The organism is Sphingomonas sp. Marseille-Q8236, from assembly GCF_965112005.1.
This window is the reverse complement of sequence record NZ_CBCOPO010000001.1, coordinates 1,088,792-1,115,233: the sequence shown is the minus strand read 5'-3', so window position 1 is coordinate 1,115,233 and position 26,442 is coordinate 1,088,792. Positions and strand designations below refer to the sequence as shown.

Genomic DNA, 26,442 nt, shown 5'->3' with positions numbered 1-26,442 from the left:
GGCATGGTTAACGCCGCCCCTCAGGCCGAACGACGCGAGCGCAATCGGGAACAGCCCGTCGCCGATCATGGCGTGCTGGGTTCGACGAACCTCAACCCGTTCGGCGATCTGCATACGATGCAGCATCTGTCCGCGCGCCTCGCGCGGACGCTGCGGGGGCTGTTCGAATCCCTTCTGCGCGAGGAACTGCGCTGCTGGGCGGAGCCGCTGGTCGTCCAGCGCTTCGCCGATTATCGCGCCGAGCGTGGCGACGGCCTGAGCGCCTGGCTGCCCATGGCGATGTCCTCGCCAAGCGGATCGCCTGCCGACGCACAGGCGCTGATCGTCATAGAGGGCGGCTTCGGCCTGTCGATGATCGACCTGTTCTTCGGCGGCACGGGCGCCGCGCCCGATACCCTTCCGGCCGAATTCTCGCCCGCCGCCGAGGTGATGATCTCGCAACTGGGCGATATGCTGGCCACGCCGTTGCGCAACGCCTGGGAATCGCTCGCCAAGCTGGACTTCCGCGCCGGTCGCCCCGAATCCTCGCCCGCCATGCTGTCGGGGGTCGAGGGCGAGGATGCGATGATCGTGACCCGTTTCGGGATCGCCGGACAGTCCCGCCGCCCGACCATGCTCGACATCCTCTATCCGGTCAGCGCGTTGAAGCCGCACGGCTCCGCCTTGACCGGCAAGGTCGTCGACCGGCAGGCGGAGGTCGATCCCACCTGGCGCGGCGACCTGACCCGCGCGGTGATGACGGTGCGCTTCCCGGTCCGCTCGGTCCTGGCCGAACCCGTCGTTTCGCTCAGCCGCCTGATGGACCTGAAGATCGGCGACGTGATCCCGATCAGTTTCGGGCCGGAAGTGCCAGTGATGGTCGGCGGCGATCTGCTCGGCATGGGCACGGTCGGCACCGCCAATGGTCGCGCCGCCGTCCAGCTTACCTCCCTCAACCGGTCCATCGACGGACTGGCCCGCGCTCACGAAGGATTCGAACAATGAACGATATGGCCGGGGGCTTCCCCGTCGACACATCGGTCGCCGCCAATTTCCGGCTGCTTCAGGATGTCGACGTCAAGCTGACCGTCGAGATCGGATCGACCCAGTTGTCGCTGCGCGAGCTGCTGGCGCTGTCCGAATCGAGCGTGATCGAACTCGACCGTCAGGCCAACGAACTGCTCGACGTGCTGGTCAACGGCACGCTGATCGGACGCGGCGAGGTGGTGACGGTCGGCGACCGCTTCGGCGTGCGCATGACCGAGCTGGTCAATCCCGACAAGCGCGGCTGAACCACCCCATGCTCTGGTCCTATATCCTGAAGCTCGTCATCCTGCTGCCGCTCATCTGCGGCCTGATGATCGGCTGCCTCTATCTCTGGCGGCGGCTGGAAAGCCGGATGCCGGGCCGCCCCGCCACGCGGCTGATCCATGTGCGCGAGACGATGATGATCTCGCCCGGCCTGCGTTTGGCGGTCATCGAGTTCGAAGGGCGCAACCTGCTCGTCTCGGTCGGGCGCGGTGGCGTTCAGCTGGTCGACAAGGTCGAGGGGCCCGCAGGCTCGCCGGTGCCGCCCGCCCCGGTGCCGCCGCCCCCGCCGCGCCGTCCCACCGATTTCGTCTCGCGCTTCGCGCCCAAGAAGTTCGATCAATGACCATCTCCGTGACCCGCCGGGGAACCGGCCCCGCGCTGATCCGGGCGCATGGCCGCGCCGCCAGCCCCGCCGGCCTGTCCGGGCGCAGCCTGAAGCCGCTGTGGATCGTCCTGGCCCTGCTGCTCGCGCTGATGATCGCGATGCCCGCCTTCGCCCAGGCGGCCCCCGCCGCCGCTCCGGCCGCCGCGCCCGCACCGGGGGTCGGCGATGCGGTCGACCGCGCGATCGGGCAGCTTGGCGGCGGCGGCAATGGCGGCTCGGGCTCGCTGAGCCTGTCGCTCCAGGTCCTGATCATCATGGGCCTGCTGACGATCCTGCCGGGCATCATCCTGATGATGACCAGCTTTACCCGGATCGTCATCGTGCTGGCCATCCTGCGCCAGGCGCTGGGCCTGCAACAGACGCCGCCCAACCAGGTGCTGATCGGCCTGTCGGTCTTTCTGTCGCTGTTCATCATGGCGCCGACGATCAGCCAGATCAACGCCAACGCGATCGAGCCCTATGCGCAGGGGCGTCTGCCCGGCACCGAGATGATCAAGGCCGCCGGTGCTCCGCTCCACGCCTTCATGGCCAAGCAGACGCGGATCAAGGACGTGACGATGTTCGCCGAAATGGCGAAGTCGGGCCCCTATGCCAGCCCCACCGACATTCCCTATTCGGTCCTGCTTCCTGCCTTCGTCACCTCAGAGCTGAAGACCGCGTTCCAGATCGGCTTCCTGATCTTCCTGCCCTTCATCGTCATCGATCTGGTCGTTGCGACCGTGCTGATGGCGCTGGGCATGATGATGCTGTCGCCGTCGATCATCTCGCTGCCGTTCAAGCTGTTGCTGTTCGTACTGGTCGATGGATGGGCGCTGACCATGGGCAGTCTGGCGAACAGTTTCGCGACGTAAGGACGGGGCGGGGGCTTCGACTTCGCTCAGCGGAATCGGCGGTCAGGACAGGCCTTCGTTAACCAATCTCGACCATATGATCCGTTCGGCCCGAGCGAAGTCGAAGGCCACGGGACACCCTTTCCCACGGAAAGCACGCGAGCATCATGGACGCCGATTATTTCCTGACGCTGGCCAACCAGACCATGTGGGTGCTGGCGCTCGCCGCCGCGCCGATCCTGTTGCCCGTGCTGGTCTCCGGCCTGGTGATCGGCATGGTGCAGGCCGCGACCTCGATCAACGAACAGACGCTGTCCTTCGTGCCCAAGCTGATCGTCGTCGCCTTTTCGATCCTGATCTTCGGCGGCCTGATCGTCGGGCTGCTGAGCGACTTCATGGTCAGCATGTTCGAGCGTATCCCGGATCTCGTGAAATAGCATGCTCGGCTTCGGCCTCTCGATCGAGCCGCAAGCCTGGGCGATCCTGTTCATCATGATCCGGATCGGGGCGGCGTTCATCACCGCGCCCGTGTTCGGCGCGGTGTCGATCCCCCTGCCCGTGCGCGTCAGCCTGGCCGGGGCAATCGCCTTTCTGGTCAACTCGGCGCATCCGGTGGTGCCGCCGCCGGTCATCTTCTCGGTCCCCACCATCATGTCGGTCGTGGCAGAGGCGATCGTCGGCCTGGCGCTCGGCCTGATCCTGCAGGTCGCCTTCACCGCGCCGCTCGTCGCCAGCGAGCTGATCGGCGGGTCGATGGGGATCAACTTCGCCGCGACCGTCGATCCGCTCAACGGCCGCTCCACCCAGGCGCTGGGCCAGTTCTTCACGGTCATGCTGACCCTGTTGTTCCTGTCGGTCGACGGGCACCTCGTCCTGGTCGACACGATCGTGAAAAGCTATGAGGCGCTGCCGCCCGGACAGGCCTGGATGGCGCCGGCGCAGTTCCGCGCCATCGCGCTGTTCGGCGGCTATGCCTTCCTTGCCGGGCTCCTGCTGGCGCTGCCGGTCGGGTTCCTGCTGCTCTGCCTCAACCTCGTCATGGGCATGATGAGCCGCGCCGCGCCCTCGCTCAACCTCTTCTCGGTGGGTCTGCCCGCCGCGCTGTTCGTCGGCGTCATCGCCATCGCGATCGCCTTCCCCGCCATGGGGGACTATATGCTCGTCATCATCCGCGAGGCATTGGCCGCCACCGAAACGCTGGTGCTCGGCTGATGTCGGAGGGCGGCGAAAAGACAGAAGCCCCAACCCAGAAGCGCCGCGACAAAGCGCGCGACGACGGGCAGATCCTGCGCAGCCGCGACCTGGCGGCCGCGCTCGTCATGATGGCGGGTATCGCCTGGCTGATCTTCGCAGGCCCCACGCTGCTGGGCGCGTGCAAGGCGGTGATGGCCGCCAGCTTCCAGTTCAGCCATGCCGATGTCGAGGATTTCGAACCCTTCCGCCCGTTGATGGAGGCGGGGTGGAAGCTGGCCCCCTCGCTCGCCTCGCTCTTCGCGGTGACCATCGTTGCCACCGTCGCGTCGCAGGCGGGGCTGGGTTCGCTCCACTTCAATCCCAAGGCGATCGCGCCCAAGCCGTCCAAGCTCAACCCCGCCTCGGGCCTGAAGCGCATCTTCGGGATGCAGGGCTGGACCGAACTGGGCAAGTCGCTGCTCAAGGTCGTGCTGCTCGGCGCGATCGGCGCCTATATGCTGTGGAAATCGTCGCGCACCACCATGGGGCTGGCGCAGAGCGACCTGAACAGCGCGATCGGGTCGCTGGGCGGCACCTTCATCTCGGTGTTGCTGGTCATGGGCATGGGGCTGGTGCTGATCGCGGGCTTCGACGTGCCGCTCCAGATCTTCCAGCTGCTCTCCAAGCTCAAGATGACCAAGCAGGAGGTCAAGGACGAGCATAAGGAAAGCGAGGGCAATCCCGAGGCCAAGGCGCATATCCGCGCCAAGCAGCGCGAAATGTCGCATCGCGCCGTGCGCGCGGCGGTGCAGGAGGCGCATGTCATCCTGACCAACCCGACCCATTTCGCGGTCGCGCTCCGCTACGAACGCGGGCAGGACGAGGTGCCGGTCGTCGTCGCCAAGGGGCGCGGTGCGACCGCGCTGGCGATCCGCGAGATGGCGGGCGAATATGCCAAGCCGGTGCTGGAATATCCGCAGCTCGCCCGCGCCGTCTATTATACCAGCCGCGAAGGACAGGAAGTCCGCGCCGATCTGTATCAGGCGATCGCCGTCGTGCTCGCCTTCGTCTTCGGCCTGAATGCAGGGGCGGGCGGCACGTCGCAGCCGCCGGTCGAGGTTCCGGTCGGCGCCCGCTTCGACGAAAACGGCATGCCCCAGCCGTGAACGCCACCATGAATCGCGCCGCCGCGATCGGTTGGTCGCATATCGTTAAATATTCCCGGCACCCCGCCGTTAAGGATGACGAACGCGTGCCGGAGTCCCGTCGATGACGACCATATCCTCAACCTCATCGACGACGGCCAGCACCACGTCGACCCAGTCGACCGCGGACGCGACCAAGACCGCGGCGCAGGCGCTGTTCACCTCGCTTCAGACCGGCTCCGGCATCGACCTGTCCTCGCTCGTCCCCTCGTTGGTGCAGGCGCAGTTCGCGGCCCGCACCGCTGCGCTGAAGGCCAAGGCGGAAACCCTGACCACGCAGATTTCGGCGACCTCGAAGATCATGAGCTCGATCACCGATTTCGCCAGCTCGCTCGCCACGCTCACCAAGGGCGGGACGCTGGCGACGCAGGCGACCAGCAGCAATGCGGCGGTGTTCAGCGTGACGACGGCGGCGGGCGCAAAGCTTTCCGGGCTGAACAAGTCGATTACCGTCAACGCGCTGGCCACCGCGCAGACCAGCGTCACGAGCACCAGCTATGACCGGACGGCGTCGATGGGCACCGGCAGCCTGTCGATCAAGGTCGGCTCCAACGCCGCGGTCGACATCACGTTCGACGACGGGACGAGCCCGACGATCGACGACGTGGCCGCCAAGATCAACGCCGCCAAGACCGGCGTCACCGCCTCGGTCATCACCGATGTCGATGGCAAGGCCTATCTGTCCTTCACCGGCGCGACGGGTGCCGCCAACAGCTTCACCGTGACGGCGACCGAGGGCGATACGGCGGGCCTGTCGCGCCTGAATGTCGGCGGCGACGCGACGGGCACCCGCACCACATCGACCGCGACCAATGCCAAGCTGACCGTCGACGGCGTGAACGTGGAGCGCGCCAGCAACGCGATCAGCGATCTGGTCAGCGGCGTGAACATCACGCTCAACTCGGTGTCGACCAATCCGGTCTCGCTGACGGGCACGCGACCGACCGCCGCCCTGACGTCGATCGTGTCGGACTTCGTCGCCACCTTCAACGACAAGATTGCCGAGCTCAACAAGGAACTGGACCCGCAAACGGGTGACCTGCGCAACGATGTCGCCGCGCGGACGCTGTCGCAGTCGCTGGGCCGGCTGACGACCATCAAGATCGTGCCCGGCGACGACAGTTCGCCGGGGCCCAAGACGCTGGCCGACCTGGGGGTGGGTACGCAGAAGGACGGCACGCTGAAGGTCGATACGGTCCGGCTGGCGCAGGTGATGGCGCAATATCCCGATGCGGTGGAGCAGATGTTCCAGGCGAGTGGTGACAATCTCGTCGGCCTGTCGGCGCAGATGAACAAGATCCAACTGGCGGCGACCAGCACCATCAGCGGGCTGGGCGCCACTTCCAAGCGATTGGGCGAGGCACAAAGCGCCAACACGCTGGCCCAGAGCGACTTGAGCGACGATCAGAATGCCGCGCAGGACCGGATGACGGCGCAATTCTCCGCGATGAACGCCCGCGTATCGAGCTACAAGTCGATACAGAATTTCATGGACCAGCAGGTCAAGATGTGGACGAAGAGCAGCTGACATGGCCTATGCAACCGGACTGCTGGCCGATCCTGCCGCCACCTATCGCCAGATCGACGTCGTCGGCCGCACTGCGATGGCGGACGGCCCTGCGCTCGTCCAGCTCCTCTACGAAGAACTCATCTCGGCGCTGCGGTCGGCGGCCTGGGCGACCGAGCATGGCCAGCTTGCGCGCAAGAGCGAGCGGGTGACGCGCGCCACCGCGATCCTGTTCGCCCTGGAGGCGGGCCTGGATTTCGAGCATGGCGGCGACATATCTAGGACCTTCGCCAAGCTCTATGTCGGGGCGCGGCGGCAGATCGTCGATGGCTCGCTCGACCAGAATCCGCAGGTGTTCCGCGACGTGGCGACCAACATCGCCGACATTGCCGAGGCCTGGGAGACGGTCCGCAAGATGAATACGGCCAAGCCGGCCTCCTGAGCCCACCGCGCCCCAAATTCGCGGTGAGGTCGCTCGACAGTGGCCTTACCGCCGGAACCAGTGCCGCTGCACGAAATAGATGACGATCCCTGCCGAAATCAGCGCGCAAGCACCCAGGATCGCATCGAACGCCCACGGCTCCTCGGCATAGGGCAGGTTCTTGACGTTCATCCCATATAGGCCGGTGATGAAGGTCAGCGGCAGGAACACCATCGCCACGATCGAGATGACCAGCGCGCGATTGTCGATCTGTTCGGCGCGCAGATCGGTCAGCGTTTCGTGGATCAGCGCGGAGCGTTCGCGGATCGACTCCAGTTCCTCGGCCATGCGCGCCGCACGATCGGCGGCGGCCGAGAGATGCAGCCGGTCGTCATCGGCCAGCCAGTCGCCCGGCAGCGCCGCCAGCTTTTCCAGCGCCGCGCGCTGCGGATTGAGGAATCGGCGATATCCGATCGCGGCGACGCGCACCCGGCTGACCGTACGGCGGAGCTGGAACACGCGGTGCTCGTCCAACTGCTCCTCGCAATCGTCCAGATCGTCGCCCAGCGCGGCGACATCGGGGTCGAGGTCGCTGGTGATCGCGGTGGCGAAGGCGGTGATGAGGTCGCCGGGATCCTTCACCTCGCCCCGCTCGACGCATTGGCGCACCGTGTCCACCGCGATCAGCGGGCGCCGGGTGACCGAATAGACGCGGCCCCTGACCGCCCAGATACGCACCGAGGCGAGCAGGTCCGAACTGTCGAGCGGCTCGCTGCTGCGTCCGCGCATGTTGAGAAACGCCCCCTCGCCCATCGCCTCGCAACGGGGGCGCGTCTCGGTGGCGGTCAGCGCATCGACGACATAATGCGACAGATGCGCCTCGTCGCGCAGCCAGGCTTGTGCGGCCTCGCTGTTGGTTTCCAGATGCACCCAGACCAGCCGCGCCTCGACCGAAACGGCCTCGCGCACATCGACCCGTGCCGCCTCGCCGCCGTCGATGCGATAGGCGAAACCGGTCACTCGCGCTGGTCCATGGACAGGTCGACCACCTGCCCATCGCCCGGATCGGCGGGCGCGGCGTCGCTGGCGATCCGCACCGCATCGGCGCGGGCACGATCGAGGATCGCGGGCGGAACGTCGGCGCGATGATAGACCCGGTCCGCGGCGGCCAGCGCGCGGGCTTGGCGAAGGGTCAGATCGTCGGGATCGGGCGAGGTCAGCACGAACGCCTCGAAGCGCGCCGCCGGCCGGTCCGCCCCCGCCAACCAGTCGGACACATCGCCCTCCGCGCGCAACGGATCGAGCGGTCCGCCGGGCGACAGCGCCGCCCCGATCGCGCGCCGCCGCTCCGCCCCGTCCGGGAACCGCGCACGCAAGGCGGCGCGGGCGGCATAGAGCCCTTCCGCCAGCGCTCCCAGGCGAGCGGGCAACAAGGCCTCCAATCGCTGGCGCAAGGCCGCCGCCAGCCCGGCCGACACGCCACCGGTGCCGATCGCCACGATGACCGGCCCCCGCTCGACGATGGCGGGCAGGGTGAAGTCGCACGCCGCCGGGCGATCGACCGCGTTGACCAGCACGCCGCGCGCCTTCAGCCGCGCGATCGCGGCTTGCGCTTCGTCCTCATCCTCGATCGCGACGATGGCGAGCGCGGCCTGGGCGTCCTCGCCCACCACCTGCGCGCCCGCCCGTTCGAGCAGGCGGCGCTTGGCCTCGGCGGGCTCGCCATCGCCCAGCAGGATCACCGGACGCCCGCCCAGCCGGACGAACAGCGGTAGGCTGGCGAGGCTCAACGCCCCGCCCCCGTACCGTCGCCCCAGCGCAGGCTGGGGCCTATGGCGACGGAGGCACCGAAAGCCGCCAGAGATCCCAGCCTGCGCTGGGATGAAGGCTGAGACGGCGACCCCGCCCGGCGCGTCACTTCTTCAGCCACTCCGGCACGCGCTCGGCGGCGATGATCGTCTCGGCGGCGATGCGGTCGGCGACGACGGCGAAGCGGTCGCCCTCCACCATCACCTCGGGCACCAGCGGGCGGCTGTTATAGGTCGACGCCATGGTCGCGCCATAAGCGCCCGCGGTGCGGAATACGGCGAGGTCGCCCGACTTCACCACATCGATCTCGCGGTTCATGCCGAAGGTGTCGCCCGTCTCGCACACCGGCCCCGCGATATTCGCCATCATCGTCTCGCCGGTCGGGCGAACCGCGACGAAGTCGTGATGCGCGTCATACAGCGCGGGCCGCATCAGGTCGTTCATCGCCGCATCGACGATGACATAGGGGTTCGCGACGCCGGGCTTCACCCAGACGACCTCGGTCGCCAGCACGCCGGCATTGCCCGCGATCACCCGGCCCGGCTCAAACATCAGTTCGACATCCCAGTCCTTCGTGACGCGCGCGACCATCTCGCCATAAGCGGCGGGGGCGGGCATCACGTCGCCGGGCTTGTACGGCACGCCCAGCCCGCCGCCCAGGTCGACGCGGCTAATCCGGTGCCCCGCCCCGCGCAGCTCGGCGACCAGCTCGCCGACGCGCTTATAGGCGGCCTCCAGCGGCGCGAGGTCGCCCAGCTGGCTGCCGATATGGCAGGCGACACCCTTCAGGTCGATGCCGGGCAGGCCCGCCAACCGGTCGAACATGCCGAGCGCCTGGTCGATCGGCACGCCGAACTTGTTCTCCTTGCGGCCCGTCGAGATCTTGGCATGGGTCCCGGCATCCACGTCCGGATTCACCCGCAGCGTGGCGGGGGCGACCAGCCCGCGCTCATGCGCCAGCTCGGCGAGGACCGCGCCCTCTTCCTCCAGCTCCAGATTGAACTGGCCGATCCCGGCCTCCAGCGCGGCGATCAGCTCGGCGCGGGTCTTGCCCACGCCCGAGAAGACGATGTCCTCCGCCTTCATCCCCGCCGCCAGCGCGCGGCGCATCTCGCCGACTGAGACGACGTCGGCGCCATAGCCTTCATCCGCTAGGACGCGCAGCACGGCGAGGTTCGGGTTCGCCTTGATCGCATAGGCCAGATGGACGCGCGGCAAGGCGCTCAGCCCTTCGCGGAACACCTGTGCATGGCGGCGGAAGGTGGAGGCGGAATAGATATAGACCGGGGTGCCGACTTCGGCGGCTATCCGGGATACGGGCACATCCTCCACATGGAGTTCGCCGTTCGAGAAATGAAAATGGTCCATCAGCGGGGGGGCAAATCGAATTCGTCCGAACGCCGATCCTGCGACTGGGTCATCAGTTCGTCGGAGCGTTGCGGGCGTTGTTGAGGGGTAGCCGTCAGCAATTGCTGCGGCGTCGGAGTGGCGGTGGCGCCGCGCGGCGCGACGGGCAGGCTCTCGCCCTTGGCCGGTTGCAACCGGTTGGCCGCGCCACAGCCGGTCAGCGCCAGCGCCACCAGCAGAGCGAGTGCGGGCTTCACGGCCGCAGGCCCCGCGCCGTCGCGATGGCGGCGCGGACATTTGCGGGCGCGGTGCCGCCGAAGCTGACCCGGCTGGCGACCGAGGCATCGACCGACAGCACGTCATAGATGCTGTCGTTGATCCGCGTGTCGATGCCGGTCAGGTCGTCGATGGACAGCTGGTGCAACATCACGCCCTTCTCCTCGGCCAGCTTCACCGCGCGCCCGGTGATGTGATGCGCCTCGCGGAAGGGGATGCCGCCGACCCGGACCAGCCAGTCGGCCAGATCGGTCGCGGTCGAGAAGCCCGCCTCCGCGACGCCGCGCATCCGCTCCGTGCGGAAGGTGGCGCTCTGGATCATGCCGGTCATCGCCGCGATCGACAGCGCCAGCAGGTCGTGTGCCTCGAACACCGGCGGCTTGTCGTCCTGCATGTCCTTGGAATAGGCGAGCGGCAGGCCCTTCATCGTGACCATCAGGCTGGTCATGCATCCCATGATCCGTCCCGCATGGCCGCGAACCAGTTCGGCCGCGTCGGGATTGCGCTTCTGCGGCATGATCGAGCTGCCGGTCGACCACTGGTCGGACAGCGCCACGAAGCCGAAGGGTTGCGACGCCCAGAGCACGAATTCTTCCGCAAGCCGCGACAGGTGCAGCGAGCAGTTGGTCGCTGCCTGGAGATAGTCGATCGCGAAGTCGCGGTCGCTCACCGCATCCAGCGAGTTGCGCGTCGGTGCGTCGAAGCCCAGCGCCGCCGCCGTCATGTGCCGGTCGACGGGGAAGCCCGTCCCCGCCAGCGCCGCCGAGCCCAGCGGGCACTGGTTCATCCGCGCGCGCGCGTCCGCAAAGCGGCTGGCGTCGCGCACGATCATCTCGTGATAGGCCATCAGGTGATGGCCCAGCGTCACCGGCTGCGCGGACTGGAGGTGCGTGAAGCCCGGCATGACGCTGTCGGCATGCTCTTCGGCGCGAGTCAGCAACGCCTCACGCAGCGCGCCGAGCGCGGTCAGCGTCTCGTCGATCGCGTCGCGCACCCACAGGCGGAAATCGGTCGCCACCTGGTCGTTGCGCGACCGTGCGGTGTGCAGCCGCCCCGCGACCGGGCCGATCAGCGCGGCCAGCTTCGCCTCGGTCTGCATATGGATGTCTTCGAGGGTCAGATCCTCGGCCACGCCGTTCGCGGCATAATCCTCGGCGACTTGGTCCAGCCCGGCGGAAATCGTCGCGGCGTCCTCTGCCGACACGATGCCCTGTTTGCCCAGCATGGCGACATGCGCTTTCGACCCGGCGATGTCCTGTTTCCACAATCGCTTGTCGAAGGGAATGGACGCGTTTATCTCGCGCATCACCGCGGCGGGACCTTCTGCGAAGCGCCCGCCCCACATTGCGTTGGAGCCGCCCATGTCGTCGCGTACCGTGATCGCCTGTCTCCTGGGGCTGATGGTCGCCGGGTGCGATAAGCAAAGCCCCGCCCCGGAGCAAGCCGCCAACACCTCTAGCGGTGAAGTTTCGAGCGGCGAAGTGACCGGTGGCGAAGTGACTGGCGGCGAAGTCGCCTCCTCCTCACCCGAAGCCCCCAAGCCCGCCGGCGCGGTCGACCGCAGCCATAAGGGCGACGCGGCACCGACGCTCGGCTTCACCACCCTTGACGGCAAGCCGGCGACGCTGGCCGATTTTCGGGGCAAGCCGGTGCTGATGAACCTGTGGGCGACCTGGTGCGGGCCATGCGTGGCGGAAATGCCGACGCTTGCCGCCACCGCGGCACGTCTGAAGGGCAAGGTCGCGGTGATCGCGGTGGCGCAGGACGACGCGGCCAAGGTCAAGCCGTTCCTGGCGGGCAAATCGCTGGACGCGCTGCCCATCTATCTCGATCCCAAGCTGTCCCTGAGCGTCCATTACAAGGCGAACCTGCCGACCACGATCCTGTATGGCGCGGACGGCAAGGAAATCTGGCGCGTCACCGGCGGCTTCGACTGGGCCGGGGCGGAGGCGACCAGGTTGCTGGACGAGGCGTAAGCCACCGGACCGAACCGCTGCCACCTCATCACCCGGCGGGTGGAGCGTCGTCCCTGACACAAAAAGACCCCGCCCGGCGTGAGCCGGACGGGGCAGGCTGGGGTTGCATGGTCGGACCGGATCGGGGGCGGCGCTCCGGCCACCCCCTCTCCTTCCTTAGAATTCCGCCGTCAGGCCGATGAACACCGACCGGCCGACCGCGTCGTACATGCCCGGATAGGTGTTGCCGTTGCCGAAGGAGGACAACAGGCCCTGCGCGATGATCGGCGGGTCCTTGTCGAGCAGGTTGTTCACACCGGCGCGGAAGGTGATGCCGTCCTGCACCTTGGCGGTCGCCGCCAGATCGAAATAGCTGTACGCCTTGATCCGGCTGTTGAAGATGGACGGCGTGCCGGTCAGGTTCGGGTCGGACGAATTGTTGGTCAGGGTCGTCGCGCCGATATAGCGCCAGTTGAGCGAGATGGTCCCCACCTTCGACGCGTCGGTCCAGGTGAAGCGCGACTGGTGCCGCCATTCGGGCGTCGGCTGGCCGCAAACGGGGCCGAAATAGCCGACGCAGTCATAGGAACCCAGGCCCGGTACCGGCTCGTTCACCAGCTTGCGGTTCCAGGTGCCCTGGAAGTCGATCGCCAGCGACCCCACCGCTCCGAGCGGCTGGGAATAGGCCAGGCCGAAGTCTACGCCCGAGGTGCGCAGCGAACCGGTATTCTGCGTCGTCGAGACGATATAGCCCTGGTCGCCAAAGATGATGCCGCCGCGCGGATCACGCTTGAACAGGTTGCAGAAGAACGGATTGCCGGTCGCGATGCACTGGCTGATCGTCTGGTTGACCGAGATCGATCCGATATAGTCGCGCACCTTGATGTCGAAATAATCGACCGAGAAGGACAGCCGTCGCAGGAAGCTGGGCGTCAGCACCAGACCGGCGGTGAAGGTATCCGCCGTCTCGGGCTTGAGCGCCGGATTGCCGCCGAACTGCGCGGTGCAGGTTTCCGCCGGGCAGTCGGTGATGCGGCCATATTGCGCCTGGGTCACGCCGGTACGGGCGCACTGGGCGAAGGTCGCGGTCGGCGTCGCGGTGGCGCAGGGGTCCTGAGCGCTGACATTGCCGTTGAACTGCGGGCCGAACAATTCCGAGACGTTGGCGGCGCGGATCGCACGGTTATAGCTGCCGCGCAGGCGGATATCGCTGCTCGGCGCCCAGGACAGCTCGGCCTTGTAGGTCGAGACGATCTTGGACAGGTTGCTGTAATCCGATCCGCGATAGCCCGCGTTCAGCGACAGCTCCTTGAAGAAGGGGCGATTCTGGATCAGCGGCACTTCGATTTCGGCGAACAGCTCGTTCACGTCGAAGCGGCCCTGGGTCTCCTTCGTCCCCTTTTGCAGCGCCAGCGCGTCGGCCTTGAACTCCAGGCTTTCATAGCGATGCTCGATACCGAGCACGACACCGATGCCGTCGTCCGACCAGGGCGACTTGACGCCATAGGTGCCCAGATCCGCGCTGATATTGCCGCTCAGCACCGTTTCCTTGTCGACGCCGCGGGTCGAGGTCGGTGCGTAGATATAGCTGAACGCCGCGTCCGAAATGCCGTTGTAGCGGAAGATGTCGAGCGGAACGCACTGCGGATCGCTGCCATCGACCACCGACTTGCAGGTCGGGGTGCCGTTGACGTTGACCACCTGGATACCGCGATTGGCGCGGGTGGGGTCGATGTCGTTCTCATAGGTCTCGTTATAGAGAACCGTCGAGAACAGCGCGTTGGCGTCATAGCGGATGCCCGGCGCGATCTCGCCGCGCACGCCGCCCGAGAAGCGGTAATCGGTATGGCGCAGATCGTCGCGACGCGGACGGGCGTTGCCCGCCACCGGGCGATAGCCGATGTAAAGCTGCTGCGTGGCGCTGGTGCCATAGGCCGATCCGCACAGGATGTTGCCCTGCTGCGCGCTGAGGAACGGATTGTCGCAATTGACCGAGTAGGTATAGCCCTGGAACAGCGCGGACGGGGCGACCTGCGAATTGGTGTGGTCGTCCATGAACATCACGCTGCCATAGGCTTCGACCGACGGCGTGATCTCGTAACGCGCAAAGGCACCGGCGGTGTAGCGCGTGTCGTTGCGCTGGAAATAGTTCAGCGGCGCGTAGTTATAGCGGAAGCTGGAGTCGTAGGGCACCCAGGTCCGGTTGCCGTCCCGCGTGTTGTTGAACCGGCCGGTATCGGCGTTCGGGCCGGTGATGGGGTCGAACAGACCATATTGATTGTTGCTCGACCCGCCGCAGATCAGCGTCGAGTTGCCCGCGCCATCGGGATCGAACGCGCAGGACGACACGTCGCGATTGCCCTGCAGGACCGGCTTGGTGTCCCGATAGCCGAAATAGGCGGTCACATTGCCGCGATTGTCGGGGAAATTGGTGCCGAAGGCGACGTTGACGTCCAGCTTCTGCCCGTCGAGCACGTTGCGATTGGCGAGGCGGTAATTGGCCTGGCTCTGGATGCGGCGGGCGAACGCATTGTCGTTCTGATGCTGGGCGAAGCCGTACTGGATGTCGGTCCGCACGCCTTCCAGATCGTCGCGCAGGATGAAGTTGACCACGCCCGAAATCGCGTCGGAACCATAAACGGCCGAAGCACCGCCGGTCACCACGTCGATCCGCTTGACCAGCGCGGAGGGGATGAAGTTCAGGTCGTTGGCTTGCACCGGCAGCATGCGCTGTCCGTTGATCAACACCAGGTTGCGGTTGCTGCCCAGGTTACGCAGGTTCACGCGCGCGGTACCGTCCGAGCCGTTCGAGGCGTTCTCGTTCGCGTCCGGGGTCACCTGCGGCAGGCGGTTCAATACGTTCTCGACCTGGACCGCGCCCTGATAGCGGATCTCGGCGGCGTCGACGACGGTCAGTGGGCTGTTGCTGGTCAGGCTGGGGCGCTGGAGGCGCGTGCCGGTGACGACGATCGCATCACCACCCGAAGCATTGGAGTCGCCCGACGATGGCGTAGCGTCGGGCGGACAGGGCCTGTCCGGCGCTGGCACGCAATCGACCGTATCATCCTTGGCGGCACCCGGTGCCGTCTGTGCCAGAACCGGCGAAACCGACAGCAGCGCAATCGCAATCGCGCCGGCTGAACAGGCCAGCCGCCTGTAATTTACGTTCATGTGGGAGCCCCTCTTTGGTTTATGGTATTATTTCTACCTGAAAACCCGGAACCGTCAAATATATTATACCGTATGCATCGAAACATCTGGTGGCGTTCCGGCAACCGATCGTCGCGTGTTGCGTTGCACAACGGGTCGGACTTGGCGCAGCCACGGGGGATCGCCCGTCCATTGCAGGAGATGCTGGAACCGATGATCCACGCCAATCGTCGAGAGCTGGTCGCGGCCTTTGCCCTATTGGGCCTGTCCCCCGCATGGGCGGCCCGTGCCGCCGCGCAGGTCGCTTCGGGCGGGGCGAAGATGAGCGCACCCAAGCCCTTTTCCTGGTCCGCGCTCCAGTCGCAGGCCGAAGCACTGGCCCGCCAGCCCTATCGCCCGCAGGCCAAGATCGAGGCCGCTGCCGCGATCGACTATGACGCGGTCGGGACGATCCGCTATCGCGACGACCGGACACTGGCCGGGGGAATCCGGCTGTTCCCGCTGGGTCGCTATGCGCCCCATCCGGTGGGGATCAACATCGTCGAGAATGGCCAGGCCCGCGCCGTCCCCTTCTCGCCCGGCCTGTTCACTGCCGAGGCGGGCCATGCGCCGCCGCTCGGCATTGCCGGCTTCCGCGCGATGACGGCGGACGGCAAGAGCGACTGGCTGGCCTTTCAGGGCGCGTCCTATTTCCGTACGGCGGGCGCGCAAGACCAATATGGCCTGTCGGCGCGCGGCATCGCGATCGATACCGGCATTGACGGGCGCGAGGAATTTCCCGCCTTTACCGACTTCTGGATCGAGCGGACGGGCCCACAGGCCTATACCGTCCATGCGCTGCTCGACGGGCCGAGCGTGACCGGTGCCTACAGGATCGAGTCGCAAAAGGGCGCGACCGGGGTGGAGCAGCGGGTGTCGGCCGTGCTGTTCTTCCGCCGTGATGTCGAGCGGCTGGGCATCGCGCCCGCGACCAGCATGTTCTGGTATGGCGAAGGCAATCGCGCGGCGGGCAGCGACTGGCGGCCCGAGATTCACGATTCGGACGGCCTCGCGCTCCTCACTGGCGCGGGCGAGCGGCTGTGGCGACCCCTGGTCAATCCGCCGCGCCCGACGCTCGACAGTTTCGCCGACACCAATCCGCGCGGCTTCGGCCTGCTCCAGCGCGACCGCGACTTCGATCATTATCAGGACGACGGGGCCTTTTACGACCGCCGCGCCAATTTGTGGGTCCAGCCGCAGGGGGATTGGGGCCGGGGCCAGGTGATGCTCTACGCCTTTCCCACCGCGTCGGAGACGGTCGACAATATCGTCGCCTTCTGGAACCCCGCCGACGCGCCCAGGGCGGGGCAGAAGCGGCAGTTCGATTACCGGTTGAGCTGGGGGTCGACCGACCCGACCTTGGTGCCCGCCGTCGCCCATGCGGTCGATCAGTGGACCGGCGCCGCCGGACGGCCCGGAGCGGAACCCACGCCCGGCGCGCGCAAGCTGGTGGTCGATTTCGTCGGCCCGGCACTGGCGGGGCTTAACCGGCAAAGCGGCGTCACCGCCGATATGTCGGTCACGCGCGGCAAGCTGCTGACCCAGGCCGCCTATCCGGTGGTCGGGCAGGCCAATCGCTGGCGCATCACCGCCGACATCGCGCCCGAAGGGCAAGGTCCCGCCGATGTCCGCCTGTTCCTGAAGCGCGGCAGCAAGGCGCTGACCGAGACGGTGCTGGTCCCTGTCTTCCTGCCATGACCGACACGCGCGCCATGATGCCGCCGCCGGCCCCGCTGACCATGGCGGTCCAGCGGTTCGACGGCCCGCCCCCTCCCCATGATGCGCCCGAACCGCGCGCCGGGGTCAATCTGGCGCCCGACGACATATTGACGCGGCGTCTGCTGCTCGTGCTGCTGACCGGATTGCTCGCCACCGCCGCCTCCGCCTCGGTCAAGGAAGCGTTGCTCAGCGACGGATTCAGCCTGCTCGACGGTGTGTTGCTGCTGCTGTTCTTTCCGCTCTTCGCCTGGATTTCATTCGGCTTCGTGACCGCGGCGATCGGGTTCGTCCTGCTGATCTCGCGCGCGCATCCCGGCATCGTGGCGGCCCCGCGCCACGGATCGCCGCTGACCGCGCGCACGGCGGTGCTGGTGCCGGTGCATAACGAGGATGTCGACGCCGTCTTCGACCGGATCGCGCGGATGGCGGTGATGATCGACCGCGCCGGCGCCGCCGACCGCTTCGCCTTTTTCGTCCTGTCCGATTCGGGCGAGGCGGCGGAAGCGGAGGAACGCGCCGCCTGGGCCAGCCTCGCCCCCCGGCTGCGCGTGCCGCTCTATTATCGCCGCCGGACCGAGAATGTCGGCCGCAAGCCCGGCAATGTCGCCGACTGGATCCGCAACCAGGGTGCGGCCTACGACTTCATGCTGATGCTCGACGCCGACAGCCTGATGGGCGGCGACACGATCGTCGGCATGGCGCAGATCATGGAGCAGCGCCCCTCCATCGCGCTTCTCCAGACCGTACCGATGATCATCGGCGCGACGACCTTCTTCCAGCGCTGGATGCAGTTCGCCAGCCGTTTCTACGGGCCGATTTCGACGGCGGGGCTGGTCTGGTGGTCGGGGTCCGAATCGACCTTCTGGGGGCATAATGCGCTGATCCGCATCCAGGCCTTTGCCGAGAGTTGCGGCCTGCCCGACCTGCCCGGACGCCCGCCCTTTGGCGGCACGATCATGAGCCATGACATGGTCGAGGCCGCGCTGCTGCGGCGGCGCGGGTGGCGGCTCCACATGCTGATGGTCGAGGACAGTTTCGAGGAATTCCCCCCCACGCTGATCGATCAGGCGGTGCGCGACCGGCGCTGGGCGCAGGGCAATACCCAGCATCTCAAGCTGCTGGGATCGAGCGGTTTCCACTGGATCAGCCGGTTGCAACTGTTCATCGGCGCGCTCGCCTATCTGATGTCGCCTGCCTGGTTGATCCTGATCGCCACCTCGATCACGCAAAGCCTGTCCGATGATGCCGCGACGGTACGCGCGGTCACCTCGACCCAGGTGCTGGTGGTGACTTTGGTCCTGTTGTTCGGGCCGAAGATCCTCAGCATCATCTGGGCCGTGGCGGACCGCGACCGGCGGGCGAGCTATGGCGGCGCACGGGGCATTTTCGCATCGGTGGCGCTCGACGTGCCGCTGTCGATCCTGACCGCGCCCGCCATCGCGCTGACCCAAACGGTCGACCTGATCAACATCGTGCGCGGCAAGCCGTCCGGCTGGAACCCGCAGAGCCGGGTGCGCGACGGGCTGGCGGCGGCGGACGCGATGCCGCGCTATCGCTGGCATCTGGGGGTGGGTGTCGTTCTGCTCGGCGTGTCGTTTTTGAACCCGATGCTGGGGGCGTGGCTGTCACCAGTGACCTTGGGGCTGTTGCTGGCACCGTGGCTGGCGATGCAGACGGCAAAGGTGCGGCCGGGCGAAAGGCTGGCGAAGAAGGGTGTGTTCGCCGTGCCGGGATCAGCGGTAGCGGAACCGGCGCGGCCATTGGCGATGGCCTAATGGTAGCGTTGGGGCGTGGGCTTCGACTTCGCTCAGCCTGAACGGAATTTGGTATCCAGCCCCATTCCCAACAGCCGTTCAGGCTGAGCGAAGTCGAAGCCCACGCTACGCCATCTCAATCATCCTCATCCTCGAACCCGACCAAGGCCAAGGCCCGCGCCTTCATCTGCCGGGTCTCGCACCAGTGGACCAAGGCCTCCTCGCGCCCATGCGTCACCCACACCTCGCGCGGCGCGATCTCGGTCAGCGTGGTCGTCAGCTCATCCCAATCGGCATGGTCGGACAGGATCAGCGGCAGCTCGACATTCTTCTGCCGCGCGCGCTGGCGCACCCGCATCCAGCCGCTGGCCATGGCGGTGATCGGATCGGGCAGTCGCCGCGACCAGCGATCGTTGAGCGCGCCGGGCGGACACATCACGACATGCCCCGCCATCTCCGCCTTGGGCGTGTCGGCCACCATGCGGAGCTCGCCCAGATCGACGCCCAATTCCTGATAGAGTGCACATAGCCGCGCCAGCGCACCGTGGAGATAAATGGGTGCCTCATGCCCCCGCACACGGAGTTCGGCGATCACCCGTTGCGCCTTGCCCAGCGCATAGGCGCCGACCAGCACGCAGCGCGTCGGATTGGCATGGAGCCGCGCGATCAGCTTGTCGATCTCGTCGCCCGTTTCGGGATGGCGAAAGACGGGCAGCGCGAAGGTCGCCTCGGTGACGAACACGTCGCATTTCACCGGCTCGAAGGCCGCACAGGTCGGGTCGGCGCGGCGCTTATAGTCGCCCGACACCACCACCCGCTCGCCCCGATAGTCGAGCACGATCTGCGCCGATCCCAGCACATGCCCGGCGGGGACGAAACTCACCTCCACGTCACCCAACCGGATCGTCTCGCCATACCCGACCGGCACGCCGGTCTGCGGGCCATAGCGCGCCTCCATGATCGCCAGCGTTTCCGGCGTCGCCCAGACGGTGCCATGCCCGCCGCGTGCATGGTCGGCATGGCCATGGGTCACGAGCGCGCGTGGCTCCGGTTCGGACGGGTCCACCCACACATCGGCGGGGGCCACGTAAATCCCGTGTTTATGGGGCTGTATCCAGTCGCCGAGCTTGGCCATGCTACCTATATCCTTGGATATGCCTCCCGGTTCCCTTCCGCCCGCCCTGACCGACTGGTTCGCCGCCAAGGGCTGGCACCCGCGCACCCATCAGCTGGCGATGCTGGAGGAAGCGCGCGCAGGCCGCCACGCGCTGCTGGTCGCCACCACGGGTGCGGGCAAGACGTTGGCGGGGTTCCTGCCGACCCTGACCGAGTTGATCGCGCAGCCGAGCGAGGGGCTGCACACCCTCTACGTCTCGCCCCTGAAGGCGCTTGCGGTCGATATCCGCCGCAACCTCGTGACCCCGATCGAGGAGATGGGCCTCGACATAAGGGTCGAGACGCGGACCGGCGACACCTCGTCGGACAAGAAGGCACGGCAGCGGGTGAAGCCGCCGCAGATATTGCTGACCACGCCCGAATCGCTGTCGCTTCTGCTCAGCTATCCCGATGCCGAAACGATGTTCGCGGGGCTGAAGACCATCGTGGTGGACGAGGTCCACGCCTTCGCCACCGGCAAGCGCGGCGACCTGCTGTCCTTGTGCATGGCGCGGTTGCAGCGGCTATCGCCTAATCTGCGACGGGTGGCGCTGTCAGCGACGGTGGCGGACCCGGACGGCTATCGCGCCTGGCTCGCCCCCGATGGCGATATCGACGCGGTCGGCCTCGTCACCGGCGAGCCCGGCGCGCCGCCGGACATCTCCATTCTGCTGCCCGAGGACCGCGTCCCCTGGGCGGGCCATTCGGGCCGCTATGCCGCCGCGCAGGTCATGCGCGTCATCGAGGCGAACCGGACGACCATCGTCTTCTGCAACACGCGCAGCCTGGCCGAGCTGATCTTCCAGGATCTGTGGAAGGCGAACGACAAGAGCCTGCCGATCGGCGTCCATCACGGCTCGCTGTCCCTGGAAGCCCGCCAGAAGGTCGAGGCGGCGATGGCCGACGGGCAACTCCGCGCGCTGGTCGCGACCGCGAGCCTCGACCTGGGCGTCGACTGGGGCGATGTCGATTGCGTGATCCAGATGGGCGCGCCCAAGGGATCGTCGCGCCTGCTCCAGCGGATCGGCCGCGCCAATCACCGGCTGGACGAATCGAGCCGCGCGATCCTGGTCCCCGGCAACCGCTTCGAATATCTGGAGGCGCGCGCCGCGCTCGACGCGGTGGAGGCGGGCGAGTTGGACCCCGACCTGTTCCGCCCCGGCGCGCTCGACGTGCTCGCGCAGCATGTCATGGCCTGTGCCTGTGCCGCGCCCTTCGAACAGGGCGCGCTGCTCGACGAAATTCGTTCGGCCATGCCCTATTCGGCGTTGGACAATGCGACGTTCGACCGGGTGCTGCGCTTCATCGCCGACGGCGGCTATGCCTTGCGCGCCTATGACCGGTTCAAGCGGCTGGTACAGCAGGCGGACGGGACATGGCGCGTCACCCATCCGCAATTCGTCGCGCAGCACCGCCTGAACGCCGGGATCATCGTGGAAGCGACGATGCTCAAGGTCCGCTTCCGCAACGGCCGCCAGCTGGGCCGGGTGGAGGAAGGATTCGCCGCGACCCTGGCGCCGGGCGACACCTTCTTCTTCGCCGGATTGAGCCTGGAGGTGGAATCGATCGATGGCGAGGACCTGATCGTCCGCGCCACCTCCCGCCCGGCGCGCATCCCGACCTATGGCGGCAGCCGGATGCCGCTGTCGACCAGCCTCGCCGACCGGGTGCGCGAATTCCTGGCCGACCGGGGCGAGTGGGATCGCTTCCCGGCGGACGTGCATGCCTGGCTGGAGATGCAGGACCGCCGCTCGGTCCTGCCCCGGCCCGGCCAGTTGCTGGTCGAGACCTTCCCGCGCGAAGGGCGGCATTACATGGTCGCCTACAGCTTCGAGGGGTGGAACGCGCACCAGTCGCTGGGGATGCTCGTCACAAGGCGGATGGAGGCGCAGGGGCTCAAACCGCTGGGCTTCGTCGCCAGCGACTATGCGCTGGCCTGTTACGGGCTGGAGAAGGTGACCGACCCGGCCAGCCTCTTCTCCCCCGACATCCTCGAAAACGAGTTCGTCGACTGGGTGCAGCAATCGCACCTCCTCAAGCGCGCCTTTCGCGAGGTGGCGGTGATCGGCGGGCTGGTCGACCGCCAGCATCCCGGCAAGCGCAAGACCGGGCGGCAGGTGACCTTTTCGACCGACCTGATCTACGACGTGCTGCGCAAGTACGAGCCCGGCCATCTGCTGCTTCAGGCGGCATGGGACGATGCCCGCGCGCGGATGACCGATGTGGGGCGCCTGGCGAATTTGCTCGACCGGGCGGGCGGCACGATGCTGCATGTCGATCTGGAGCGGGTGAGCCCGCTCGCCGTGCCGGTGCTGGTGCTGATCGGGCGCGAGCGCGTGGCGACGGGGAGCGCGGACGACGACCTGCTGATCGAGGCGGAGGCTCTGGCGGCGGAGGCGATGGGAGACTGAGGCCCGTGGCCCTCAACCCAACAAATCATCCGATCACCCTGATCGCATCAAAAATCTTGCAATGCGTACCCCTACCCCGCAAATCTGATTTCGTGCTCCGCCAGTATGAACTCGTCGACCGCGTGCTCGACTATGACCCCCAGGCCGATGAGGCGCTGTTGAACCGCGCCTATGTCTTCTCGATGAAGGCGCATGGCAGCCAGAAACGTGCCTCTGGCGATCCCTATTTCAGCCATCCGATCGAGGTGGCCGGCATCCTGACCGACATCCATCTGGATGACGAGACGATCGCCACCGCCATCCTGCACGACACGATCGAGGATACGGTCGCGACCTATGAGGAGATCGAACGACTCTTCGGTCCCAATGTCGCGCGGCTGGTCGACGGCGTCACCAAGCTGTCCAAGATCGAGGCGCAGACCGAGAGCGAGCGCGCCGCCGAGAATCTGCGCAAGTTCCTGCTCGCCATGTCGGACGATATTCGCGTCCTCTTGGTGAAGCTGGCCGACCGCCTCCACAATATGCGCACCCTCCATCACATCGCGAAGCCGGAAAAGCGCCGCCGCATCGCGAAGGAGACGATGGACATCTACGCGCCGCTCGCCGAGCGGATCGGCATGTACGAGTTCATGAAGGAGATGCAGATGCTCGCCTTCCAGCAACTCGAACCCGAGGCGTATGAGTCGATCTCCCTGCGCCTCGCCCAGATGAAGGAGGGTGGCGGCGACCGGATTTCTCGGATCGCGTCGGGCCTGAAACTCCTCATGTCGCGCGGTGGCGTTGAGGCCGAGGTGACGGGGCGCGAGAAATCGGCCTTCTCGATCTTCCGCAAGATGAACGAGCGGCACATCAGCTTCGAGCAGCTGTCCGACGTCATGGCCTTCCGCGCGATCGTGCCGACCGAAGAGGATTGCTACCGCGCGCTGGGGCTGATCCATCGTCGCTGGCCGATGGTGCCGGGGCGGTTCAAGGATTATATCTCGACGCCGAAGCGCAACGGATACCGCTCGCTCCACACCAGCGTCATCCATGCCGACAATGCGCGCATCGAAATCCAGATTCGCACCCCCGAAATGCATGCCGAGGCCGATTTCGGTCTGGCGGCGCACTGGACCTATAAACAGGCGACCCGCCATGATGCGCAGGTCAGCTGGATTCGCGACCTGGTCGAAATCCTCGACACCTCGGACAGCCCCGAGGAGCTGATCGAGCATACGAAGATGGCGATGTACCAGGATCGCATCTTCGCCTTCACCCCCAAGGGCGAGCTGATCCAGTTGCCCAAGGGCGCGACGCCGATCGACTTCGCCTATGCCGTGCACACCGATCTGGGCGACCAGGCGGTGGGAGCCAAGCTGAACGGCCGCGTGGTGCCGCTATCGACCGTCATCTCCAATGGCGACCAGGTGCAGATATTGCGCTCGGCCGGACAGACGCCGCAGGCCAACTGGCTGAACCTGGCGATCACCGGCAAGGCACTGGCCGCGATCCGCCGTCATCTGCGCCATGCCGAGCGCGCCGAGCAGGTCACTTTGGGCACCAAGCTGTACGAGGATATCGTCCGCCGCCTGCCCGCCCAGATCGGGCCGGATGCGCTGACCCATGCGCTTCAGCGGTTGAAGATGCCCGACGAGGCGCATCTGATGATCGCGATCGCCAGGCGTACCGTGTCCGACGCGGCGGTGATGGAGGCACTGATGCCCGGTTCGGCGGGCGCGGATGTCGTCGCCCTGCCGCCGCAGTCGAGCGCGATCTCGATCAAGGGGCTGACCCCGGGCGTCGCCTATGACCTCGCGCAATGCTGTCACCCGGTGCCCGGCGACCGCATCGTCGGCCTGCGCCGCCCCGATGCGGGGATCGAGGTGCACGCCATCCAGTGCCCGGTGCTGGCCGAGCTGGCCGACCGGACCGACGAGGAAACCGACTGGGTCGACGTGTCCTGGGGCGACGACAGCGAAGGCGCGACCGCGCGCATCTCGGTCATGGTCAAGAACGAACCGGGCGCGCTGGGCATATTGGCGACGATCATCGGCCAGCATAAGGCCAACATCATCAACGTCCGGCTGGATACGCGCGATACGCGCTTCCACACCAACCTGATCGATGTCGAGGTGCACGATCTGCAACACCTGATGCGCCTGATCGCGGCCTTGCGCGCGGCGGATGTGGTGAGTTCGGTCGAGCGGGTTTAGGTTCGCGCGGAGGCGCGGAGAACGCAGAGAGGTCCGGCGCGCGGAAAGCGCGTCCTGTTATCTTCGACGCTGCATGATGACCGTCGCCAAGGTGGTTGAACGAACCCCCTCTGCGTCCTCCGCGCCTCTGCGCGAACTAAATCTTCTTCGTTCCCCGGCGAAGGCCGGGGCCCAGTAGGGGTGAATGATCGAGAACGCGGGGCGTTTGCCTCCCACGCATCGTTTCGCGCGCCTTTGGCCGCGGGGAAACTGGACCCCGGCCTTCGCCGGGGAACGATGCGGCATTGGATTTCCTGACACCCGGATGACGCCTGCGTAACAAAAAGCTGGAACCCCCGACGCGCCTGCGCTTTGGAGACCCCGAACAGGGGAGCCTTAACATGCGTTTCGTCACCGCCGCCGCCATGCTCGCGCTCGTCGCCACCCCCGTCGTCGCCCAGACGACGCGCGCCATCTCCGCCTCGGACAAGGCGCAGGGGGCACAGGCCAACCCGGAACTCGTGAAGCAATATGGCGGCCGCTACACCGGCCCGCAGGCCGCGTTCGTCGAGCGGGTTGGAAAGCGGGTCGCAGTCCAGTCCGGCCTGTCGAACGCGCAGGGCGACTTCACCGTCACGACGCTGAACTCGCCGGTCGAGAACGCCTTCGCCATTCCCGGCGGCTATATCTATGTCACCCGACAGCTTCTCGCGCTGATGAATTCCGAGGCCGAACTCGCCTCGGTCCTGGGCCATGAGGTCGGCCATGTCGCCGCGCGCCATTCGCAAAGCCGCAATACCCGCTCGACCATCGGCTCGATCCTGGCGGCGGGCGCGGGGCTGCTGACCGGCAGCAATATCGCCACCCAGTTGGTGGGCACCGGCGCGCAGCTCTACACGCTGAAATATGGCCGCGATCAGGAATATCAGGCCGACGGCCTCGGCATCCGCTACATGACCGCCGCGGGATATGATCCCTATGCCTCGGCCGACATGCTCGCCTCGCTGGCCGCGTCGAGCAACCTCGCGGCGCGCACATCCGGCAAGGACGCCAACGCCATTCCGACCTGGGCCTCGACCCATCCCAACAGCGCCGACCGGGTCCGCCGCGCCGCTTCGCTTGCACAGCAAACTGGCCGCCCGGAGACTACGCCGCCCCAGGACACGGCATTCCTGCGGATGCTCGACGGCATGCCTTACGGCGACGATCCCAAGGAAGGCATTATCGACGGCCAGACCTTCCGCCATCCCGGCCTCAAGCTGAAGTTCACCGCGCCCAGCGGCTATGCCATCGCCAATGGTAGCGATGCCGTGACCATCGTCGGCCAGGGCGGACAGGCGGAGATGCGTCTCGCGCAAGGCAGCGATCTGGGCCAGGCGATCACGCAGCGTTTCCGCCAGCTCGGCACCGGCACCCCCTCTGGCCAGTTGCAGAACGGGACGGCCAACGGCATCCCCTATGCCTATGTGACGACCCGCGCCGCCGCCAATAATCGCGCGGTGGATGCGACGGTGGTCGCCTATCGCTTCCCCGCCGCGACCTATACCTTCACGCTGGTCACCCCCGCCGGCAGCGGCATCGGGCCTTTCCAGCCGCTGCTCGCCTCCGTCGCGCCGCTCTCGACCGCCGAAGCCAATGGCATTCGTGGCAAAAAGATCAGCATCGTCACCGTTCGTCAGGGCGATACGATCGACAGCCTGTCGGCGCGCATGGCCTTTCCCGATTACAAGCGCGAACGGTTTATCACGCTCAACGGCCTCGACCCGGAACAAGCGCTGACACCAGGCCGTTTGGTCAAGTTGGTCGTGAATGGGTGACGGACGCGCTCGACGCCGCTAAACCGGC

General features: G+C 66.9%; 22 protein-coding genes. 15 read left to right on the top strand and 7 right to left on the bottom strand.

The features are described 5' to 3' along the window. Positions 1 to 3 precede the first annotated feature (3 nt). From ACWPWT_RS05235 to ACWPWT_RS05195, 9 genes are all read left to right on the top strand, one after another. Positions 4 to 984, top strand: coding sequence for a flagellar motor switch protein FliM (locus tag ACWPWT_RS05235; RefSeq protein WP_454278828.1), 981 nt, complete (start codon positions 4 to 6; stop codon positions 982 to 984). Further along, positions 981 to 1,271 carry a flagellar motor switch protein FliN gene (gene fliN / locus ACWPWT_RS05230; RefSeq protein WP_007406148.1) on the top strand — a complete coding sequence of 97 codons (291 nt, stop codon included), beginning with the start codon at positions 981 to 983 and terminating at the stop codon, positions 1,269 to 1,271. Before ACWPWT_RS05235 ends, fliN begins: the two co-directional genes overlap by 4 nt. Positions 1,272 to 1,279: 8 nt before the next feature. Beyond that, a complete protein-coding gene (locus ACWPWT_RS05225; protein ID WP_454278827.1) occupies positions 1,280 to 1,633 on the top strand; it encodes a FliO/MopB family protein in 354 nt (117 codons plus the stop codon). Then, positions 1,630 to 2,526: a flagellar type III secretion system pore protein FliP gene (fliP, locus tag ACWPWT_RS05220; RefSeq protein WP_454278826.1), complete on the top strand. Its 897-nt coding sequence runs from the start codon at positions 1,630 to 1,632 to the stop codon at positions 2,524 to 2,526. Before ACWPWT_RS05225 ends, fliP begins: the two co-directional genes overlap by 4 nt. Positions 2,527 to 2,672: 146 nt before the next feature. Next, positions 2,673 to 2,942 carry a flagellar biosynthesis protein FliQ gene (fliQ, locus tag ACWPWT_RS05215; RefSeq protein ID WP_261268543.1) on the top strand — a complete coding sequence of 90 codons (270 nt, stop codon included), beginning with the start codon at positions 2,673 to 2,675 and terminating at the stop codon, positions 2,940 to 2,942. Between the two features lies 1 nt (position 2,943). Then, a complete protein-coding gene (gene fliR, locus ACWPWT_RS05210) occupies positions 2,944 to 3,717 on the top strand; it encodes a flagellar biosynthetic protein FliR (RefSeq protein WP_454278825.1) in 774 nt (257 codons plus the stop codon). Then, complete coding sequence (locus ACWPWT_RS05205) at positions 3,717 to 4,844, top strand: EscU/YscU/HrcU family type III secretion system export apparatus switch protein (protein WP_454278824.1); 1,128 nt, start codon at positions 3,717 to 3,719, stop codon at positions 4,842 to 4,844. The genes fliR and ACWPWT_RS05205 overlap by 1 nt, the downstream gene beginning before the upstream one ends. A gap of 103 nt (positions 4,845 to 4,947) precedes the next feature. Then, complete coding sequence (gene fliD / locus ACWPWT_RS05200) at positions 4,948 to 6,411, top strand: flagellar filament capping protein FliD (RefSeq protein WP_454278823.1); 1,464 nt, start codon at positions 4,948 to 4,950, stop codon at positions 6,409 to 6,411. 1 nt (position 6,412) lies between these two features. Next, positions 6,413 to 6,832, top strand: coding sequence for a flagellar export chaperone FliS (locus tag ACWPWT_RS05195; protein WP_261268539.1), 420 nt, complete (start codon positions 6,413 to 6,415; stop codon positions 6,830 to 6,832). A 45-nt stretch (positions 6,833 to 6,877) separates the two neighbouring features. Here the strand turns inward: ACWPWT_RS05195 and ACWPWT_RS05190 are convergent, their stop codons facing one another. From ACWPWT_RS05190 to argH, 5 genes are all read right to left on the bottom strand, one after another. Beyond that, the gene (locus ACWPWT_RS05190; protein WP_454278822.1) at positions 6,878 to 7,831 is read right to left on the bottom strand and encodes a zinc transporter ZntB; all 954 of its coding nucleotides are present in this window, start codon (positions 7,829 to 7,831) and stop codon (positions 6,878 to 6,880) included. Continuing rightward, on the bottom strand, positions 7,828 to 8,601 hold the full coding sequence (locus tag ACWPWT_RS05185) for a precorrin-2 dehydrogenase/sirohydrochlorin ferrochelatase family protein (protein ID WP_454278821.1): 774 nt from the start codon (positions 8,599 to 8,601) through the stop codon (positions 7,828 to 7,830). Before ACWPWT_RS05185 ends, ACWPWT_RS05190 begins: the two co-directional genes overlap by 4 nt. A 124-nt stretch (positions 8,602 to 8,725) precedes the next feature. Continuing rightward, a complete protein-coding gene (gene lysA / locus ACWPWT_RS05180; protein ID WP_261268536.1) occupies positions 8,726 to 9,988 on the bottom strand; it encodes a diaminopimelate decarboxylase in 1,263 nt (420 codons plus the stop codon). Then, complete coding sequence (locus ACWPWT_RS05175) at positions 9,988 to 10,224, bottom strand: hypothetical protein (protein ID WP_042487426.1); 237 nt, start codon at positions 10,222 to 10,224, stop codon at positions 9,988 to 9,990. Before ACWPWT_RS05175 ends, lysA begins: the two co-directional genes overlap by 1 nt. Beyond that, positions 10,221 to 11,588, bottom strand: coding sequence for an argininosuccinate lyase (gene argH / locus ACWPWT_RS05170; RefSeq protein WP_454279887.1), 1,368 nt, complete (start codon positions 11,586 to 11,588; stop codon positions 10,221 to 10,223). The genes ACWPWT_RS05175 and argH overlap by 4 nt, the downstream gene beginning before the upstream one ends. Positions 11,589 to 11,604: 16 nt before the next feature. On the opposite strand from argH, the gene ACWPWT_RS05165 reads away from it, so the two are divergent. Continuing rightward, positions 11,605 to 12,219, top strand: a complete 615-nt coding sequence (locus ACWPWT_RS05165; RefSeq protein WP_261268535.1) for a TlpA family protein disulfide reductase — start codon at positions 11,605 to 11,607, stop codon at positions 12,217 to 12,219. A 156-nt stretch (positions 12,220 to 12,375) separates the two neighbouring features. On the opposite strand, the gene ACWPWT_RS05160 is transcribed toward ACWPWT_RS05165, so the two are convergent. Continuing rightward, positions 12,376 to 15,369, bottom strand: a complete 2,994-nt coding sequence (locus tag ACWPWT_RS05160; RefSeq protein WP_454278820.1) for a TonB-dependent receptor domain-containing protein — start codon at positions 15,367 to 15,369, stop codon at positions 12,376 to 12,378. 141 nt (positions 15,370 to 15,510) lie between these two features. Between ACWPWT_RS05160 and ACWPWT_RS05155 the strand changes: the two genes are divergently transcribed. Both ACWPWT_RS05155 and mdoH read left to right on the top strand, forming a co-directional pair. Continuing rightward, positions 15,511 to 17,085, top strand: a complete 1,575-nt coding sequence (locus tag ACWPWT_RS05155; RefSeq protein WP_454278819.1) for a glucan biosynthesis protein — start codon at positions 15,511 to 15,513, stop codon at positions 17,083 to 17,085. Further along, positions 17,082 to 18,881 carry a glucans biosynthesis glucosyltransferase MdoH gene (gene mdoH, locus ACWPWT_RS05150; protein ID WP_454278818.1) on the top strand — a complete coding sequence of 600 codons (1,800 nt, stop codon included), beginning with the start codon at positions 17,082 to 17,084 and terminating at the stop codon, positions 18,879 to 18,881. The genes ACWPWT_RS05155 and mdoH overlap by 4 nt, the downstream gene beginning before the upstream one ends. 115 nt (positions 18,882 to 18,996) lie before the next feature. On the opposite strand, the gene ACWPWT_RS05145 is transcribed toward mdoH, so the two are convergent. Beyond that, positions 18,997 to 19,995, bottom strand: coding sequence for a ligase-associated DNA damage response exonuclease (locus ACWPWT_RS05145; protein WP_454278817.1), 999 nt, complete (start codon positions 19,993 to 19,995; stop codon positions 18,997 to 18,999). Between the two features lie 19 nt (positions 19,996 to 20,014). On the opposite strand from ACWPWT_RS05145, the gene ACWPWT_RS05140 reads away from it, so the two are divergent. The 3 genes from ACWPWT_RS05140 (at position 20,015) to ACWPWT_RS05130 (ending at position 26,414) form a co-directional block, all read left to right on the top strand. Next, on the top strand, positions 20,015 to 22,426 hold the full coding sequence (locus tag ACWPWT_RS05140; protein WP_454278816.1) for a ligase-associated DNA damage response DEXH box helicase: 2,412 nt from the start codon (positions 20,015 to 20,017) through the stop codon (positions 22,424 to 22,426). Between the two features lie 92 nt (positions 22,427 to 22,518). Then, complete coding sequence (locus ACWPWT_RS05135; protein ID WP_454278815.1) at positions 22,519 to 24,618, top strand: RelA/SpoT family protein; 2,100 nt, start codon at positions 22,519 to 22,521, stop codon at positions 24,616 to 24,618. Between the two features lie 380 nt (positions 24,619 to 24,998). Next, complete coding sequence (locus ACWPWT_RS05130; protein ID WP_454278814.1) at positions 24,999 to 26,414, top strand: M48 family metalloprotease; 1,416 nt, start codon at positions 24,999 to 25,001, stop codon at positions 26,412 to 26,414. Positions 26,415 to 26,442 lie beyond the last annotated feature (28 nt).